17 protein-coding genes, 1 pseudogene, 1 riboswitch and 1 other annotated feature (1 of these 20 only partly in view) are annotated in these 18,138 nt (G+C 42.7%); of the genes and pseudogenes, 12 read left to right on the forward strand and 6 right to left on the reverse strand.

Features of this window, described 5'->3' with window-relative positions; all coding sequences use genetic code 11:
* Window positions 1-34 precede the first annotated feature (34 nt).
* Complete coding sequence (locus tag TZ90_RS01365; RefSeq protein ID WP_004235331.1) at window positions 35-571, reverse strand: TetR/AcrR family transcriptional regulator; 537 nt, start codon at window positions 569-571, stop codon at window positions 35-37.
* 132 nt (window positions 572-703) lie between these two features.
* On the opposite strand from TZ90_RS01365, the gene TZ90_RS01370 reads away from it, so the two are divergent.
* Window positions 704-1,594, forward strand: coding sequence for a cation diffusion facilitator family transporter (locus tag TZ90_RS01370; RefSeq protein ID WP_000095928.1), 891 nt, complete (start codon window positions 704-706; stop codon window positions 1,592-1,594).
* A gap of 33 nt (window positions 1,595-1,627) precedes the next feature.
* Here TZ90_RS01370 and galR read toward each other — a convergent pair whose 3' ends face one another.
* The gene (gene galR, locus TZ90_RS01375; RefSeq protein ID WP_045611050.1) at window positions 1,628-2,632 is read right to left on the reverse strand and encodes a DNA-binding transcriptional regulator GalR; all 1,005 of its coding nucleotides are present in this window, start codon (window positions 2,630-2,632) and stop codon (window positions 1,628-1,630) included.
* Between the two features lie 165 nt (window positions 2,633-2,797).
* Between galR and TZ90_RS01380 the strand changes: the two genes are divergently transcribed.
* The 5 genes and pseudogenes from TZ90_RS01380 to TZ90_RS10465 all read left to right on the forward strand — a co-directional run bounded on the left by TZ90_RS01380 (window position 2,798) and on the right by TZ90_RS10465 (window position 7,351).
* Entirely contained in the window at window positions 2,798-3,976 is a 1,179-nt protein-coding gene (locus TZ90_RS01380; protein WP_045611051.1) for a galactokinase, read from the forward strand.
* Window positions 3,977-3,994: 18 nt separating this feature from the next.
* Complete coding sequence (locus TZ90_RS01385) at window positions 3,995-5,476, forward strand: UDP-glucose--hexose-1-phosphate uridylyltransferase (protein WP_045611053.1); 1,482 nt, start codon at window positions 3,995-3,997, stop codon at window positions 5,474-5,476.
* A 69-nt stretch (window positions 5,477-5,545) separates the two neighbouring features.
* Entirely contained in the window at window positions 5,546-5,950 is a 405-nt protein-coding gene (locus TZ90_RS01390; protein WP_000651223.1) for a PaaI family thioesterase, read from the forward strand.
* 179 nt (window positions 5,951-6,129) lie between these two features.
* A complete protein-coding gene (locus TZ90_RS01395; protein ID WP_000418957.1) occupies window positions 6,130-6,894 on the forward strand; it encodes a DpnI domain-containing protein in 765 nt (254 codons plus the stop codon).
* Window positions 6,891-7,351, forward strand: a pseudogene (locus TZ90_RS10465) (DpnD/PcfM family protein). Before TZ90_RS01395 ends, TZ90_RS10465 begins: the two are co-directional and overlap by 4 nt.
* Window positions 7,352-7,397: 46 nt before the next feature.
* On the opposite strand, the gene TZ90_RS01405 reads toward TZ90_RS10465, so the two are convergent.
* From TZ90_RS01405 to TZ90_RS01420, 4 genes are all read right to left on the reverse strand, one after another.
* On the reverse strand, window positions 7,398-8,660 hold the full coding sequence (locus TZ90_RS01405; RefSeq protein WP_001194476.1) for a nucleobase:cation symporter-2 family protein: 1,263 nt from the start codon (window positions 8,658-8,660) through the stop codon (window positions 7,398-7,400).
* Window positions 8,660-9,241 carry a xanthine phosphoribosyltransferase gene (locus TZ90_RS01410; RefSeq protein ID WP_045611054.1) on the reverse strand — a complete coding sequence of 194 codons (582 nt, stop codon included), beginning with the start codon at window positions 9,239-9,241 and terminating at the stop codon, window positions 8,660-8,662. Before TZ90_RS01410 ends, TZ90_RS01405 begins: the two co-directional genes overlap by 1 nt.
* A 123-nt stretch (window positions 9,242-9,364) precedes the next feature.
* Window positions 9,365-9,460: riboswitch (purine riboswitch) on the reverse strand.
* 233 nt (window positions 9,461-9,693) lie between these two features.
* The gene (locus TZ90_RS01415; RefSeq protein ID WP_045611056.1) at window positions 9,694-10,080 is read right to left on the reverse strand and encodes a bleomycin resistance protein; all 387 of its coding nucleotides are present in this window, start codon (window positions 10,078-10,080) and stop codon (window positions 9,694-9,696) included.
* Window positions 10,081-10,091: 11 nt separating this feature from the next.
* Complete coding sequence (locus tag TZ90_RS01420) at window positions 10,092-10,919, reverse strand: exodeoxyribonuclease III (protein ID WP_045611058.1); 828 nt, start codon at window positions 10,917-10,919, stop codon at window positions 10,092-10,094.
* A 133-nt stretch (window positions 10,920-11,052) separates the two neighbouring features.
* Between TZ90_RS01420 and TZ90_RS01425 the strand changes: the two genes are divergently transcribed.
* The 6 genes from TZ90_RS01425 (at window position 11,053) to TZ90_RS01450 (ending at window position 17,873) form a co-directional block, all read left to right on the forward strand.
* On the forward strand, window positions 11,053-11,508 hold the full coding sequence (locus TZ90_RS01425; protein WP_000675332.1) for a DUF3290 family protein: 456 nt from the start codon (window positions 11,053-11,055) through the stop codon (window positions 11,506-11,508).
* Window positions 11,505-12,140 carry a DUF421 domain-containing protein gene (locus TZ90_RS01430; protein WP_045611060.1) on the forward strand — a complete coding sequence of 212 codons (636 nt, stop codon included), beginning with the start codon at window positions 11,505-11,507 and terminating at the stop codon, window positions 12,138-12,140. The genes TZ90_RS01425 and TZ90_RS01430 overlap by 4 nt, the downstream gene beginning before the upstream one ends.
* Before the next feature lie 160 nt (window positions 12,141-12,300).
* Window positions 12,301-14,046 carry an ABC transporter ATP-binding protein gene (locus TZ90_RS01435; RefSeq protein ID WP_045611061.1) on the forward strand — a complete coding sequence of 582 codons (1,746 nt, stop codon included), beginning with the start codon at window positions 12,301-12,303 and terminating at the stop codon, window positions 14,044-14,046.
* Window positions 14,036-15,778, forward strand: coding sequence for an ABC transporter ATP-binding protein (locus tag TZ90_RS01440; protein ID WP_045611063.1), 1,743 nt, complete (start codon window positions 14,036-14,038; stop codon window positions 15,776-15,778). The genes TZ90_RS01435 and TZ90_RS01440 overlap by 11 nt, the downstream gene beginning before the upstream one ends.
* Before the next feature lie 130 nt (window positions 15,779-15,908).
* Complete coding sequence (locus TZ90_RS01445; RefSeq protein WP_045611065.1) at window positions 15,909-16,601, forward strand: sugar transferase; 693 nt, start codon at window positions 15,909-15,911, stop codon at window positions 16,599-16,601.
* Between the two features lie 42 nt (window positions 16,602-16,643).
* The gene (locus TZ90_RS01450; protein WP_045611067.1) at window positions 16,644-17,873 is read left to right on the forward strand and encodes a DegT/DnrJ/EryC1/StrS family aminotransferase; all 1,230 of its coding nucleotides are present in this window, start codon (window positions 16,644-16,646) and stop codon (window positions 17,871-17,873) included.
* Between the two features lie 40 nt (window positions 17,874-17,913).
* Window positions 17,914-18,138: a binding site (T-box leader), on the forward strand; it runs 1 nt beyond the window's last position.

The following is an 18,138-nucleotide window of genomic DNA, read 5'->3' on the forward strand; positions in this document are numbered from 1 at the left end:
CCTAGAAATAAGGCAACTGAGCTCTACTCTGTATTCAATTTTTAGGAATGAGAAGGTCTAGATAAAACTGGACAACTTCCTGGTATGTAAAGTCTTGTCCTTTTTTGAGCCACCAGGTCAATGTCTCGATAAAGTTGGACACGACCAAGTGTTGGAGGTAAGAAGTAGGCAGATTAGTGTGGGCTTCTTTTAACTCATCAGCCAACATGGGATAGACATGGTGTTCTAGCTCTTTATGGAGTTGACGGAGGAAGTAGTCATTTTTGGAAAATAGCAGACTGGTAACATGGTCCTGGTTTTTCTGAAAATGTAAAAAGATATGTGCGAGGTAGTCCTCGGTAGTAAAGTGTCCTTCCCTTTCAAAGAGATGATGAAAGAGGTAGCGACAGAGCTCATCTAAAAGGAGTTCCTTGCTTTCATAGTGACAGTAAAAAGTAGAACGCCCAACATCTGCTAGGTCAATGATATCCTGAACAGTAGTGGCATCATAGCCTTTGTCGTTCAAAAGTTGTAAAAAAGCTTGATAGATGGCTTTTTTCGTCTTGCTGACTCGACGGTCTCTTTTTGGCATGTAGACACTTGAGACAAACTGTTCAGAACTGAACATGGCTGACAGTTTGCTTCTATCCTTTCTTTGAATTTTATTAGATAATACAAATGAAAGAAGTATGTATATACCCATTATACCAAAGGAGGGAGAGAAATGAGTTCTAAAACATCTATCTGGTTAGCTTTTTTCTTAAATTTAAGCTATGCGATTGTTGAGTTTATCGCAGGAGGAATCTTTGGTTCGAGTGCAGTTCTTGCTGATTCCGTTCATGACTTGGGAGATGCTATAGCCATTGGCATCTCAGCCCTTTTAGAAACAATTTCAAACCGTGAAGAAGATAGACAGTACACCTTGGGTTACAAACGTTTTAGTCTTTTAGGAGCCATGCTAACGGCTGTGATTCTTATGATAGGGTCTGTCCTAGTGATCTTGGAAAATGTCACAAAGATTGTTCACCCGCAACCCGTCAATGAGGAAGGCATCCTCTGGCTGGGAATCATTGCAGTAGCCATTAATGTGCTAGCAAGTCTGGTAGTTCGTAAGGGGAAAACAAAGAACGAGTCAATTCTTAGCCTGCATTTTTTGGAAGACACTCTTGGTTGGTTGGCCGTCATTCTAATGGCGATTATTCTTCGATTTACGGACTGGTATATCCTCGATCCGCTTTTATCACTAGTTATTTCTATCTTTATTCTGTCGAAAGCCATTCCTCGCTTTTGGAGCGCACTGAAAATTTTCCTAGATGCTGTGCCAGAAGGAGTCGAGACAAGTGATTTGGAGAAGGATTTAGAGGCTCTACCCAATGTCAACAGTGTCAATCAACTTAGCATTTGGTCCATGGATGGTCTAGAGAATAATGCTATTGTTCACATTTGTATCAAGGACTGGGAACAGATGATGGAAACCAAAGAAGTGGTGCGTCAATGTTTAGAAGAAAGAGGCGTGCAGAATATCACTATTGAAGTAGATAGCAGTCAAAGCAATCATGCGCAACATAAGCGGAGGGTGAGAGAATTAGAGCAGAAGCATGGGCATCATCATTAGAAAAGCGACCTCGCTAGAGGTCGTTTTGTTATCCTATTCATTCCTTGTACTTTCTCTCAGAGTCAGTCTGGTTCCCAACATGGTTAGGCTAGGTATTTTCCGACCGTGGAGTACTTCCTTATTAAGAATATCCATACCTGCTCTGCCCATTTCCTCGGTATAGACAGTGATGCTAGAGAGGGGAGGATAGACCTGTTTGGTCAGACTAGTGTCGTTAAAGGAAATGAGGCTGACACGGTCTGGTAGACTGATTCCAGCCTCTTGGAGGGCACGGAGGGCACCGATAGCTAAACTATCGCTAGCTGCGAAAAAGGCTGGTGGGAGTTGGTCTCCTAAGTTCTGAATGGCCTCCTTCATTAAGTCATAGCCAGACTGGGCGGTAAAGCTACCTTGAAAGACCAGTTCATCATGATAGATTCCTTTTGTTTGACTGTAGTTTCTGAAATTTTCCAGCCGCTTATCCTCAATGATTTCTTCTTGGTCTGTTGTTTCCTCAAGCCCTGTTAGAATCCCGATACGATCAAGTCCCTGGCTGAGGAAATAATCGACAACCTGTTTCATGGCAGTGTAAAAATCCGTGATAATGCAGGTGTGTCCTAGTGAAAGAGTATCACTGTCTAGAAAGACAAGAGGCTTTTGGTATTCTTCAAAGGCAGAAATCTGAGCTCGGCTAAATTTTCCGATGCAGAGAATCCCAATCACTTCCTCGCTTAGGGTAAAAGGATGGTCATTAAAATAGCGCAAGATATCATAGTCCAGTTCTTGGGCTCTTTTTTCTATTCCTAGGCGAATCTGGTAGTAGTAGAGGTCGTCCAGCTCCCCTTGTTCGCTGACCCATTGGATAATGGCAATTTTTTGCTTGGGTTTGTGGGACTCGCCTGTCTTGAGGTGCTTGGTGTAGCCCAGCTCTTCAGCAACGGTTAAAATACGGTGCCTGGTCTCTTCTGTAACAGATAGACTCTGGTCGCGGTTTAGAACACGGGATACGGTCGCGATAGAGACAGAGGCTAGCTGTGCAATATCTTTTAAGGTAGCCATAAATCCTCCTTCTTTAAGATTAGTATATCATATTTTTCTGCTTTTTTACTGATAGTTTAGTAAAATTTTAGTAAAAAGGATTGACCTTGGGAAATCCCTTGGATACAATAGAAGAAAACGATTACACGTTAAGGTGACTTAACGGACAGTAAAAGGAGAATTCATATGACACAACATCTTACTGCAGAAGCACTTCGTAAAGACTTTCTTGCTGTTTTTGGTCAAGAAGCAGACCAAACTTTCTTTTCACCAGGCCGTATCAATCTGATTGGTGAGCACACAGACTACAACGGTGGGCACGTTTTTCCTGCTGCTATTTCCTTGGGAACATACGGGGCTGCTCGCAAACGTGATGACCAAGTCTTGCGTTTCTACTCAGCAAACTTTGAGGACAAGGGCATCATCGAAGTACCTTTAGCTGACCTCAAGTTTGAAAAAGAGCATAACTGGACCAATTATCCAAAAGGCGTTCTTCATTTCTTGCAAGAAACTGGGCACGTGATTGACAAAGGTTTTGATTTTTATGTTTATGGGAATATCCCAAATGGTGCTGGTTTGTCTTCTTCAGCATCCCTTGAACTCTTGACAGGAGTCGTGGCAGAGCATCTCTTTGATTTAAAATTAGAGCGTCTCGATTTGGTTAAAATCGGAAAACAAACAGAAAATAACTTTATCGGAGTCAACTCTGGTATTATGGACCAGTTTGCTATCGGTATGGGGGCTGATCAACGTGCTATTTACTTAGATACTAACACTTTAGAGTATGACTTGGTGCCACTTGATTTGAAGGACAATGTCGTTGTTATCATGAACACTAACAAACGCCGTGAATTGGCGGACTCTAAATACAATGAACGCCGTGCTGAGTGTGAAAAAGCAGTAGAAGAACTACAAGTGGCTTTGGACATTCAAACCCTGGGTGAATTGGATGAATGGGCCTTCGACCAATATAGCTATCTGATTAAAGATGAAAATCGTTTGAAACGTGCTCGTCATGCTGTGCTTGAAAACCAACGTACCCTTAAAGCGCAAGCAGCCCTTCAAGCAGGTGATTTGGAAACATTTGGTCGTTTGATGAATGCGTCACACGTTTCCCTAGAGCATGATTATGAAGTAACTGGTTTGGAATTGGATACGCTTGTTCACACAGCTTGGGCACAAGAAGGAGTTCTCGGTGCTCGTATGACAGGGGCAGGTTTTGGCGGATGTGCCATTGCCTTGGTGCAAAAAGATTCTGTCGATGCCTTTAAGGAAGCTGTTGGCAAACACTACGAGGAAGTAGTTGGCTACGCTCCAAGCTTCTATATCGCTGAAGTTGCAGGTGGCACTCGCGTCCTTGACTAGTCAAAAGGAGGCTCTATAGTGACTTTAGTAGATAAATTTGTAACACATGTCATTTCTGAAAGTTCATTTGAGGAAATGGATCGAATCTACCTGACCAATCGTGTCTTGGCACGAGTGGGAGATGGTGTTTTGGAAGTTGAGACCAATCTGGATAAATTGATTGGCCTCAAGGACCAGCTGGTTGAGGAAGCTGTTCGATTAGAGACGATTGAAGATAGTCAGACTGCGCGTGAGATCCTTGGTGCTGAATTGATGGACTTGGTGACCCCTTGTCCGAGTGAGGTCAATCGTGACTTCTGGGAGACCTATGCCCAATCTCCAGAGCAGGCGATAGCGGATTTTTACCAGCTCAGCCAGAAAAACGACTATATCAAACTCAAGGCCATTGCTAAAAATATCGCTTATCGTGTTCCATCTGATTACGGTGAACTTGAAATTACCATCAACCTCTCTAAGCCTGAAAAGGATCCGAAAGAGATTGCGGTGGCTAAGTTGGTGCAAGCTAGCCATTATCCCCAGTGTCAGCTTTGTATAGAGAACGAAGGCTACCATGGTCGGGTTAACCACCCAGCTCGCAGCAACCACCGTATTATCCGTTTTGAAATGGCTGGTCAGGAATGGGGCTTCCAGTATTCGCCCTATGCTTACTTTAATGAGCACTGTATTTTCTTAGATGGCCAGCATCGTCCTATGGCTATTAGTCGTCAGAGTTTTGAACGTTTGCTGGCTATCGTAGAGCAGTTTCCGGGCTATTTTGCAGGCTCTAATGCCGACCTTCCGATTGTGGGGGGCTCTATTCTAACTCATGATCATTATCAGGGAGGCCGTCACGTATTTCCTATGGAATTGGCTCCTTTGCAAAAGACCTTTCGATTTGCAGGTTTTGAGCAGGTCAAGGCTGGAATTGTCAAGTGGCCTATGTCAGTGTTGCGTTTGACTTCGGATTCCAAAGAAGATTTGATCAATTTAGCTGACAAGATTTTGCAGGAATGGCGTCAGTATTCAGATCCTGCAGTGCAGATTTTAGCAGAGACGGACGGAACACCGCATCACACCATCACACCCATTGCCCGTAAACGCGATGGCCAGTTTGAGTTGGACTTAGTCTTGAGAGACAATCAGACTTCTGCAGAACATCCTGATGGCATCTATCATCCTCACAAGGATGTCCAACATATCAAGAAGGAAAATATCGGCTTGATTGAGGTCATGGGCTTGGCAATCTTGCCACCACGTCTGAAAGAAGAAGTGGAGCAAGTCGCTAGCTATCTTGTAGGAGAAGCTGATGCAGTTGCCGACTATCATCAGGAATGGGCAGATCAACTTAGAGCCCACCATCCAGATCTAACGGATAAAGAAAAAGCCCTTGAAATCGTCAAGGACTCTGTGGGTACTATCTTTGCGCGTGTACTTGAGGATGCAGGAGTCTACAAGCAGACGGAACAAGGACAGGCAGCCTTTATGCGCTTTGTGGAACAGGTCGGAATTTTACCAGACTAGGAGCTTTCTCCTTGCACAGTCCTATAAAAAGTAGTATTATAGTGTCGTTTGCAATATCAGGAGGAAACGATGAAAGACTTTCATTTTGACGCTATATCTGCCTTTGAAAATTACGAAATTGAACAAATGAGAGATGGTCACGTTGTGGTGACGACAAAAGTAGTGGACTCTTCGCTCAACTACTATGGCAATGCCCATGGTGGCTATCTCTTTACCCTTTGCGACCAGATCAGTGGTTTGGTGGTCATATCTCTGGGACTTGATGGAGTGACGCTCCAGTCCTCTATCAACTACCTCAAGGCAGGAAAACTCGACGATGTGCTGACCATTAAAGGAGAATGCGTCCATCAAGGTCGCACAACTTGTGTAGTAGATGTCGATATCACCAATCAAGAGGGCAGAAATGTCTGCAAAGCAACCTTTACCATGTTTGTCACAGGCCAACGGTCAGAAGACAGACAGGTAAGGATATAGAGAAAGGTGAGTGGGATAAATTTATCTCACTCATTTTTAATTTGTGAGATATGTTAGAAGGAAATATAAAAGAGAGTGGTGAAATACAAATGTAATAGGTACATATTGTGGTATACTAGTTATAGTAGATTTTAATTGATTATATCGAGTGAATTCTCATATTAGTGAGGAATTTTTAAATGGAATTACACTTTAATTTAGAATTAGTAGAAACCTATAAAAGTAATAGCCAAAAGGCACGTATCTTAACGGAGGATTGGGTTTATCGTCAGTCTTATTGCCCTAATTGTGGGAACAATCCCTTAAAGCATTTTGAAAATAATCGGCCTGTAGCAGATTTTTACTGTAATCATTGTAGTGAGGAGTTTGAACTAAAGAGCAAAAAAGGAAATTTTTCATCAACAATCAATGATGGTGCTTATGCAACGATGATGGAGCGTGTTCAGGCAGATAATAATCCTAATTTCTTTTTTTTAACTTATACAAAAAATTTTGAGGTAAATAATTTTCTGGTTCTTCCAAAGCAATTTGTTACACCGAAATCAATTATTCAAAGGAAGCCACTTGCGCCAACTGCTAGACGAGCAGGTTGGATTGGTTGTAACATTGATTTATCACAAGTACCTTCTAAAGGAAGGATATTTCTTGTGAAAAATGGACAAGTTAGGGATCCAGAAAAAGTTACAAAAGAATTTAAGCAAAGTTTATTTTTAAGGAAGAACTCTCTTTCAGTAAGAGGTTGGACAATAGAAATTCTAAATTGTATAGATAAGATAGAGGATTCAGAATTTACCCTTGAAGATATGTATCGTTTTGAAAGTGACCTAAAAAATATCTTTGTTAAGAACAATCATATCAAAGAAAAGATTAGGCAACAGCTTCAAATATTAAGAGACAAAGAAATAATAGAATTTAAAGGTAGAGGAAAGTATCGGAAATTATGAAAACGAAACAATTTGTTGCATCAGAAGAGGTGTATGATTTCTTAAAAGTCATCTGGCCTGATTATGAAACAGAGAGTAATTATGAAAACTTATGTGTAATGGTTTATACTTTATCAGACCCTGATTGTGTGAGGTGGTTATCTGAAAATATGGAGTTTGGTGATGAGAAACAACTTTCTTTATTGAATAAAAAATATAGCTGGGAATATGGAGATGAATTACCAGAGTGGTTGGAAAGCCCAAAACATAGATTATTGCTAATAAGTGAGTTATTGGAGAGAAACTTAAGATGAAAAAGTATACAGTAGAAATTACAGAAACTCTAACCCGTTTAGTAAGCATAGAGGCTGAAAATCCAGATGAAGCCGAACGACTTGTAAGAGAAAAGTATAAGAGTTGTGAAATTGTTCTTGATGCAGATGATTTTCAGGACTATGAGACTAGTATATATGAGTAGATGTTTTTATTTTGTCACACAAAAAAGAGGCTTACACCTCTTTTTCTTATTTCTTTTTATGATTTAATACGGCATTGAGGACAATGGCGAGGAGACTGGCTACGACGATTCCGTTTGAGAAGAACATTTGGAAGGCTGTCGGCATGCTGATGAAGAGATTACTGTTGTTGAGTCCGACACCTGCAGCGATTGATACAGCTGCGATAAGGAAGTTGTGTTCATTGTTAGCAAAGTCAACACGGGCGAGGATTTGCATCCCTTGAATCGATACAAAACCAAACATCACCAGCATAGCACCACCGAGGACAGGGCTCGGAATGATTTGGGCAAGGGCACCAAACTTAGGGAGGAGTCCAAGGAGAACTAGGAAACCAGCTGCGTAGTAGATTGGCAGGCGAGTCTTGATACCTGATAATTTAACCAAACCAACGTTTTGTGAAAATCCGGTGTAAGGGAAGGTGTTAAAGATTCCTCCGAGAAGTACGGCCAAGCCTTCTGCGCGGTAACCATTGCGCAGGCGTGTGCTGTCGATCGGATCTTTTGTGATGTCAGACAAGGCTAGGTAAACACCGGTTGACTCAACCATAGATACCGTTGCGATGATACACATCATGACAATCGATGAGATTTCAAAGGTTGGCATTCCAAAGTAGAGTGGAGTTGGGACATGCACAAGTGGTGCTGCTGCAACAGGAGAGAAGTCAACCAAGCCCATGCTAGCAGCAATGGCAGTTCCAACAACCAGACCAATCAAAATAGAGATCGATTTGATAAATCCTTTGGTAAAGATGTTGATCAAGAGGATAATCAGAACAGTGATAGCTGCAAGCAAGAGACTTTGACCAGTTGGTTCTGGAACGTTATTTCCCATATTTCCAATAGCGACAGGAATCAAGGTTAAACCAATCGTAGTAATAACAGATCCTGTTACGATAGATGGGAAGAGATTGGCCACTTTTGAGAAGATGCCTGAAACAAGAACCACGTAAATCCCTGATGCAATAAGGGCACCAAACATAGCGCCACTACCATGGCTTTGCCCAATCATAATCAAGGGAGCAACTGATTGGAAGGCGACTCCAAGAACGACTGGGAGTCCAATCCCAAAGTATTTGTTGAGTTGGAGTTGGAGGAAGGTTGCCACCCCACACATGAAGATATCTGTGGAAATCAGGTAAGTCAACTGCTCAGCTGAATAGCCAAGGGCTGTCGCAATCATGATAGGAACCAGGATAGATCCTGAGTACATGGCCAGTAAGTGCTGCAAGCCAAGAACGGCTGCTTGCGAGTGTTTTTCTTGAGTTTGCATTAGAGATCTGCCTCCTTAAATACGACTTGACCATTTTCAAAACGATCCAAACGAGCGAGTGATAGAACAGGGTAGCCTGCTTTTTCAAGCAAATCACGTCCATCTTGGAAGGATTTTTCAATCACAATACCGATAGCTTCGACTGTGGCACCAGCTTGTTCAATAATTTGAATCAAGCCTTTGGCAGCTTGGCCATTAGCAAGGAAATCGTCGATAATCAAGACCTTGTCCTCTGGTGAGAGGAATTTTCCAGCGATGGAAACGGTGCTGGTCACTTGCTTGGTAAAGGAGTAAACTTGGGCAGTTAAGATACCTTCGTTCATAGTGATGTTCTTAGCTTTTTTGGCGAAAATCATGGGAACGTTTAAGGCTTCAGCTGTAAAAATGGCTGGGGCAATACCCGACGCTTCAATGGTTACGACCTTGGTAATACCAGCAGAAGCAAATTTTTCCGCAAAAACCTTACCGATTTCTCGCATCAAGCTAAAGTCAACTTGGTGGGTTAAAAAGGAATCCACCTTGAGGATATTATCACCCAAGATATGCCCATCCTTGAGGATGCGCTCTTCTAATAATTTCATAAGACCTCCTAAAGTCTAACAGCAAATCCATTTGCTTGTTTATAGTTTCTAGCAAGAAATAGAAAAAGGACTTACTTAATCTCTAAGTAAGTCCCCAAAATAGGCATGGCAAAAAGGACCATACCTTACTTCTGACTTACTTATTGTTAGGTGTTCCGGCACCTTGTAGAAACGTCGTGCCAATTCACGACATAAACAAGTAAAATGATATTCAATTTTAAATAGGCTTGAGCCAATGTTTTTATTTTACACTAAATAACTTTGGAAATCAAATATTTTGTTAGTGTTTTGGTTTGAAAAACGAACAAATATAATAAAAACGGGCAAGAATTAACTTATTGATTAACATTTAGAAGGTTTTTCCATCATAAAAGGCATATTATCAAGATTTTTCAAGACTTGACAATATGCCTTTTTCTAACTTTAAAGACTTTTTCCCAATCTTTATTATTCTACTCGCTAAATCTTAAAAAATAACCATCTGGATCCAAAATCGCAAATTCATGGGGATATATAAAGCTATCTCCTACTCGAAATTCTCTTTTGGTCAGCGGACGATGGATAGGATAGTCAGCTTCCAGCAGTTTTTGGTGGAGCTGAGGAACATCTGCAATGCCAAAGGAAATATTGACACCGCGCCCGAAAGGATAGGTCAGCTGAGCTAATTCTTCTGCGCTGCCTTCTTCTAGCATAAGTTGGCAGTCTTCAAGCGAGAGGAAGAGAAATTTCTCCTCTGGACGCTCGTATTCGACAGCGAATCCTAGCAGGTCGCAGTAGAAGTGGCGTGATTTTTCGATGTCAGATACTACAAATTCAGGAATGACAGCTTGATAGTCCATTCGTTTTCTCCTTAGAGTTCAATCTCCATGACAATGGGTGTGTGGTCTTGGCGCGCACCGGAGTCAATCATATCAGACTTGGTCACCTTGTCAGCCACGCGGTTGCTTGTCAGCCAGTAGTCGATTCTCCAGCCTGTATTGTTGATTTTAGAAGTCTTGCTGCGTTGTGCCCACCAAGTATAGCGTTCTGGAACATCGCCGTGAATGTGGCGGAAGGTATCCGTAAATCCAGTTGCCAAGAGGTTGGTAAATCCAGCACGTTCCTCGTCTGTAAATCCTGGTGAACGGCGGTTGCTGGCAGGATTTGCAAGGTCGATTTCATTGTGGGCTACATTGTAGTCACCGGTTGCAAGGACTGGTTTTTCTTTGTCTAGTTCAGCCAAATACTCCGCATATTTGAGATCCCAGACTTGGCGTTCTTCCAAGCGTTTGAGACCGTCGCCAGCGTTTGGTGTGTAAACTTGCGTTACGAAAAATTCATCAAATTCCAAGGTGATGATGCGGCCTTCCAAGTCCATGGTAGACGGAGCACCGATTTCTGGGAAGCTGATAGTTGGTGTAAGTTCTTTCTTATAGAGGAACATGGTTCCAGCATAGCCTTTACGGGCAGGCTCTTGGGAAGAGCGCCACGTGTTTTCGTAGCCTGGGAAGAGTTCTTCTAAAATTTCCAAGTGTTTCTTTGTAGGCCCCTTGGCAGAAAGTTTGGTTTCTTGGATAGCAATGATATCAGCATTTTCTGCCACAAGGGTTTGTAGGACTTCTTGGGACAATTTGGCACGAGCTGAGTCACTAGTTAGGGCAGCATTAAGGGAATCAATATTCCATGAGATAAGTTTCATAAAGTTACCTTTTTCATTCAGATTATAGATTTTATTATACCAAAAAAAGGTCTATTTCCCCAACGTATGGTTTGAAAAATCACCCTCTTTCGTTTATAATAAAGAATGATTTTATGAAAGGGAGTGAAAATAAATGAAATTTTACTCATATGACTATGTGCTTAGCCAAATCAGTCAACAAAATGGAATCATGATTGGCTTTGGGATTGTGCTCCTAGCTATCACAGGATTTTTTGCTTTTAAGGCTTATCGAGATAAAAAGGGGACTAAGTTTCGGGAATTGGTCATGATTTTGGCCTTGACCTTGGTAGCCATGCTTTTGGTAACAATCTCAAAATACCAGACCAATCAAGCCTCTAACAATCAATTTCAAACCTCACTTCATTTCATAGAGGTTGTTTCCAAAGACTTGGGAGTGGATAAATCAGAAGTTTATGTCAATACTTCAGCTGCCACTGATGGAGCGCTTGTCAAGGTAGGTCCAAATTTCTACCGCGCCATGAACGGGAGCCAACCAGACAAGTATCTTTTAGAGAAATTAGAATTGAATCAAACAGACGCTATTGAATTGGTGGAGGTAAACAAATGACACTCAACTATATGGAAATTTTAATCAAACTGGCCTTGGGTCTTTTCTCGCTAGTTTTCGTGATCAATGTGACAGGAAAAGGAAACCTAGCACCTAACTCTGCGACAGACCAAATTCAGAACTATGTTCTTGGTGGTATCATCGGTGGGGTGATTTACAATAGTTCAATCAGCATTCTGCAGTATGCAGTGATTTTGATGATGTGGACGATTTTGGTTTTGACACTCAAGTGGCTTAATAACAATGTTCGTTTTGTCAAACGCTTGATTGATGGGAAACCAACTCTCCTCATCAAAAATGGGCAGATCGACCCAGAAGCTTGCCGTTCAGTTGGTTTGTCTGCAGCGGATGTAGCCCTCAAACTTCGTAGCCAAGGGATTTTCCAGATGAAGCAAGTTAAACGAGCTGTGCAAGAGCAAAATGGCCAACTCATCGTGGTCCAAATGGGAGATGAAAATCCTAAGTATCCAGTTGTGACTGACGGTGTGATTCAAGTTGATGTTTTGGAATCGATTGGTCGTAGCGAAGAGTGGCTGCTTGATAACCTCAGCAAACAAGGACATGAAAATGTAGCCAACATCTTTATCGCTGAATATGACAAGGGTGCTGTTACAGTTGTAACCTATGAATAAGAAAAACCTGGGGTCTTGTACTCTTCAAAAATCAAATTCAAACTGCGTCAACGTCGCCTTGCCGTACTCGAGTACAGCCTGCGGCTAGTTTCCTAGTTTGCTCTTTGATTTTCATTGAGTATTGGCCTCAGGTTTCCATTTGCAATCAGAAAGGGATTCTATGTCCATTATTCAAAAACTTTGGTGGTTTTTCAAGTTAGAAAAACGCCGTTATTTAGTCGGAATTGTGGCCCTGGTCTTGGTTTCCGTCCTCAATCTAATTCCCCCCATGGTTATGGGGCGGGTCATTGATGCCATCACTTCGGGGCAATTAAGCCAGCAGGACTTGCTTTTGAACCTCCTTTATCTGCTTCTTGCTGCCTTTGGTATGTACTATCTGCGCTATGTTTGGCGTATGTATATCCTCGGGACTTCCTACCGTTTGGGACAGATTATGCGCTCTCGCTTATTTGAGCATTTTACAAAAATGTCTCCAGCCTTTTATCAGACCTATCGGACGGGGGACCTGATGGCGCATGCCACCAACGATATCAATGCCTTGACTCGTCTGGCAGGAGGCGGTGTTATGTCTGCGGTGGATGCCTCTATCACGGCTTTAGTGACCTTGCTGACCATGCTCTTTAGCATTTCATGGCAGATGACCCTAGTTGCCATTCTTCCCTTGCCTTTCATGGCTTATGCGACCAGTCGTCTAGGGAGAAAGACCCACAAGGCCTTTGGCGAATCACAGGCTGCCTTTTCTGAACTCAATAACAAAGTTCAGGAGTCCGTATCAGGTATTAAAGTGACCAAGTCTTTCGGTTACCAGGCGGACGAGTTGAAGTCTTTCCAGGCAGTCAATGAATTGACCTTCCAAAAGAACCTCCAAACCATGAAATACGATAGTCTCTTTGACCCCATGGTTCTCTTATTTGTTGGTTCCTCCTATGTTTTAACGCTCTTGGTCGGCTCCTTGATGGTTCAGAAAGGGCAGATTACGGTTGGTAATCTGGTCACCTTTATCAGCTACTTGGATATGCTGGTTTGGCCTCTTATGGCCATCGGCTTCCTCTTTAATATTACCCAGCGAGGGAAGGTTTCTTATCAGCGGATTGAGGAACTTTTGTCTCAGGAATCACCTGTACATGACCCCGAGTTTCCTTTAGATGGCATTGAAAACGGGCGCTTAGAGTATGCCATTGATAGCTTTGCTTTTGAAAATGAAGAAACTCTGACTGCTATTCAATTTAGTTTGGAAAAAGGTCAAACGCTGGGCTTGGTTGGGCAGACAGGTTCTGGTAAAACGTCCTTGATCAAACTCCTCTTGCGTGAATACGATGTGGATAAAGGAGCCATTTATCTGAATGGCCACGATATTCGTGACTATCGTCTGACAGATCTTCGCAGTCTTATGGGCTATGTCCCTCAGGACCAGTTCCTCTTTGCGACTTCGATTTTAGACAATATCCGCTTTGGCAAACCTAACTTGCCCCTTTCAGCGGTCGAGAAAGCGACTAAGCTAGCTCAAGTTTATCAAGACATTGTAGACATGCCTCAAGGATTTGATACACTGATTGGTGAAAAGGGAGTCAGTCTTTCTGGTGGTCAAAAGCAGCGTCTGGCCATGAGTCGGGCTATGATTTTAGACCCTGATATCTTGATTTTGGATGATTCTTTGTCGGCCGTGGATGCCAAGACGGAGTATGCGATTATTGACAACCTCAAGGAGACGCGAAAGGACAAGACAACCATTATTACGGCTCATCGCCTGAGTGCAGTTGTCCATGCAGATTTGATTTTAGTCCTGCAAAATGGTCAAATCATCGAACGAGGCAGGCACGAAGACTTGCTAGCTTTGGATGGCTGGTATGCCCAAACCTACCAGTCTCAGCAACTGGAAATGAAGGGAGAAGAAGATGCAGAATAAACAAGAACAATGGGCTGTATTGAAGCGCTTGATGTCCTATCTCAAGCCCTATGGACTCCTGACTTTTTTGGCACTCAGTTTTCTCCTAGCGACTACGGTCATTAAAAGTGTCATTCCCCTTGTAGCTTCCCACTTTATTGACCAGTATCTGAGCAATCTCAACCAACTTGCCGTGACCGTTTTGCTGGCCTACTATGGCCTTTATATCCTACAAACTCTGGTTCAATATGTCGGTAATCTTCTCTTTGCGCGGGTGTCCTACAGTATTGTTAGGGATATTCGTCGCGATGCCTTTGCCAATATGGAGAAGCTGGGCATGTCTTACTTTGACAAGACGCCAGCAGGTTCTATCGTCTCTCGTTTAACAAATGACACCGAGACTATCAGTGATATGTTTTCGGGGATTTTATCTAGCTTTATCTCAGCAGTTTTCATCTTTCTGACAACTCTTTATACCATGTTGGTGTTGGATTTTCGTTTGACTTCTTTAGTCTTGCTCTTTCTCCCCTTGATTTTCCTTTTGGTCAATCTCTATCGGAAAAAATCAGTGAAAATTATTGAGAAAACCAGAAGTCTCTTGTCAGATATCAATAGCAAGCTGGCTGAAAACATTGAGGGAATCAGAATAATCCAGGCCTTTAATCAAGAGAAGCGCCTGCAGGCAGAATTTGATGAAATTAACCAAGAACACTTGGTATACGCCAACCGTTCTGTAGCCTTGGATGCCCTCTTTTTGAGACCTGCCATGAGTTTGCTGAAACTTCTAGGATATGCTGTCTTGATGGCTTACTTTGGCTACCGTGGGCTTTATCTGGGAATAACAGCAGGGACCATGTATGCCTTTATCCAGTACATCAACCGCCTTTTTGACCCCTTGATTGAAGTAACGCAAAACTTTTCAACCCTTCAAACTTCTATGGTTTCTGCAGGTCGTGTTTTTGCTTTGATTGATGAGAGGACCTATGAGCCCCTTCAAGAAAATGGACAGGCCGAGATCAAAGAAGGCAATATCCGTTTTGAACATGTATGTTTCTCTTATGATGGAAAACATCCGATTTTGGATGACATTTCTTTCTCTGTTAATAAGGGTGAAACCATTGCTTTTGTGGGTCATACAGGTTCTGGGAAATCTTCGATTATCAATGTCCTTATGCGCTTTTATGAATTCCAGTCAGGGCGAGTTCTCTTGGATGATGTGGATATCAGGAACTACAGTCAGGAAGAGTTTAGAAAAAACATTGGTCTGGTCTTGCAGGATCCCTTCCTCTATCATGGGACTATTAAGTCCAATATCGCCATGTACCAAGAAATCAGTGATGAGCAGGTCCAGGCTGCGGCAGCCTTCGTGGATGCAGATTCCTTTATTCAAGAACTTCCTCAGGGATATGATGCACCTGTTTCCGAGCGTGGTTCAAGCTTCTCTACTGGTCAGCGCCAGCTTCTTGCCTTTGCTAGAACAGTCGCCAGTCAGCCTAAAATCCTGATTTTGGATGAAGCGACAGCCAATATTGACTCTGAAACAGAAAGTTTGGTTCAAGCTTCACTGGCTAAGATGAGACAGGGACGGACAACCATTGCCATCGCTCATCGCCTTTCTACCATCCAAGACGCCAACTGCATCTATGTTTTGGACAAGGGGCGAATTATTGAGAGTGGAACGCATGAGGAACTCTTGGCGCTGGGTGGAACCTACCACAGGATGTATAGCTTGCAGGCAGGGGCCATGGCCTAATACTCGTTGATTTTCATTGAGCATAAGAAGGAAATCCTTCAAATTACAGATTTCTTTCACCGCCTTTTCCATTTTGTGGTATAATGAAAAATGTTGACAAATAGTATAATAAAAACAAAGGAGAAACAGCATGCTGAAATGGGAAGACTTGCCCGTGGAAATGAAATCAAGCGAGGTTGAGTCTTACTACCAGCTTGTCTCTAAAAGGAAGGGTTCGCTGATTTTTAAGCGTTGCTTGGACTGGGTTCTAGCCGTAGTCTTGCTGATTCTGACCTCTCCTATCTTTCTCATCTTGAGCATTTGGATCAAGTTGGATAGCAAGGGGCCAGTGATTTATAAGCAAGAGCGCGTGACCCAGTACAACCGACCTTTCAAGATTTGGAAGTTCCGTACCATGGTGACGGATGCGGACAAAAAAGGGAGTCTGGTGACTTCTGCTAACGATAGCCGCATTACCAAGGTTGGCAATTTCATCCGCCGTGTGCGTTTGGACGAACTGCCTCAGTTGGTCAATGTCCTTAAAGGAGAGATGTCCTTTGTCGGTACACGACCTGAAGTGCCACGCTACACTGAGCAGTACAGCCCTGAAATGATGGCGACCTTGCTTTTGCCAGCAGGAATTACCTCTCCAGCCAGCATCAACTACAAAGATGAGGACACTATCATCAGTCAAATGACCGAAAAAGGCCTATCAGTTGACCAAGCCTATGTCGACCATGTCCTCCCTGAAAAGATGCGCTATAACCTCGCCTATCTCCGAGAGTTTAGTTTCCTTGGGGACATCAAAATCATGTTTCAAACCGTGTTTGAAGTGCTAAAATAAAGTAGTCATAAGAAAATGAGTACAGATAAAAGGAGCAAATCAATGCCAAATTACAATATTCCATTTTCACCTCCCGATATTACAGAAGCAGAAATTGCTGAAGTAGCGGATACCCTGCGTTCTGGTTGGATCACAACAGGTCCTAAGACAAAAGAACTAGAGCGTCGCTTGTCTCAATACACACAGACACCTAAGACTGTCTGCCTCAACTCTGCGACAGCCGCTCTGGAGTTGATTTTGCGTGTGCTTGAAGTGGGACCTGGTGATGAAGTCATCGTTCCAGCCATGACCTATACAGCTTCATGTAGTGTCATCACTCACGTAGGAGCGACCCCTGTCATGGTGGATATCCAAGCAGATACTTTTGAAATGGACTATGACCTGCTGGAGCAAGCTATCACTGAAAAGACCAAGGTGATCATCCCAGTAGAACTTGCAGGTATTGTTTGCGACTATGACCGTTTGTTCCAAGTCGTGGAGAAAAAACGTGATCTCTTTACAGCTGCTAGCAAGTGGCAAAAAGCCTTTAACCGTATTGTGATTGTTTCTGATAGTGCCCACGCTTTGGGGTCTACTTATAAAGGACAACCAGCTGGTTCTATCGCTGACTTTACTTCCTTCTCATTCCACGCAGTTAAGAACTTTACAACTGCAGAAGGTGGAAGTGCGACTTGGAAAGCCAATCCAGCGATTGACGACGAAGAGATGTACAAGGAATTCCAAATCCTTTCTCTTCACGGGCAAACTAAGGATGCTCTTGCCAAGATGCAACTGGGGTCATGGGAATACGATATCGTTACACCAGCCTACAAGTGCAATATGACCGATATCATGGCTTCGCTTGGTTTGGTACAATTGGACCGTTATCCTGGTTTACTACAACGTCGTAAGGACATTGTGGACCGCTATGACCGTGGCTTTGCAGGTTCTCGTATCCATCCATTGGCACATAAGACTGATACAGTTGAATCATGCCGCCACCTCTACATCACCCATGTAGAAGGAGCAAGCTTAGAAGAACGTAACCTCATCATCCAAGAATTGGCCAAAGCAGGAATTGCAAGTAATGTACACTACAAACCGCTTCCTCTCTTGACAGCCTATAAGAATCTTGGTTTTGATATGTCGAATTATCCTAAGGCCTATGCCTTCTTTGAAAATGAAATTACCCTTCCACTTCATACTAAATTAAGCGATGAAGAAGTAGACTATATCATTGAGACTTTCAAAACAGTTTCTGAAAAAGTGCTAACTTTATCAAAAAAATCGTAAAAAAGTCTTGACAAAGAAAAAACAAAGTATTAAAATAAGTTCAACAAATCAGAAAAGTAACTATTTTTGATCTTCAGGGAGCCTGTGGTAATTGTGAACAGGTGGTTGGAAGTAGTGAAAGTGGGCTGATTTTAAAAATGAATTTGAAACAATGAAAATTCGGTGCGCACACCTTACAGTGCAACTTGTTGTTAGACAAGGCAGAGATGTAAAGGGGAATAGTCCCTTTATAATTGAGGTGGCACCGCGTTACCAACGCCCTCAC

Origin of the sequence: Streptococcus mitis, assembly GCF_000960005.1 — a bacterium.
Lineage (GTDB): Bacteria > Bacillota > Bacilli > Lactobacillales > Streptococcaceae > Streptococcus > Streptococcus mitis_CK.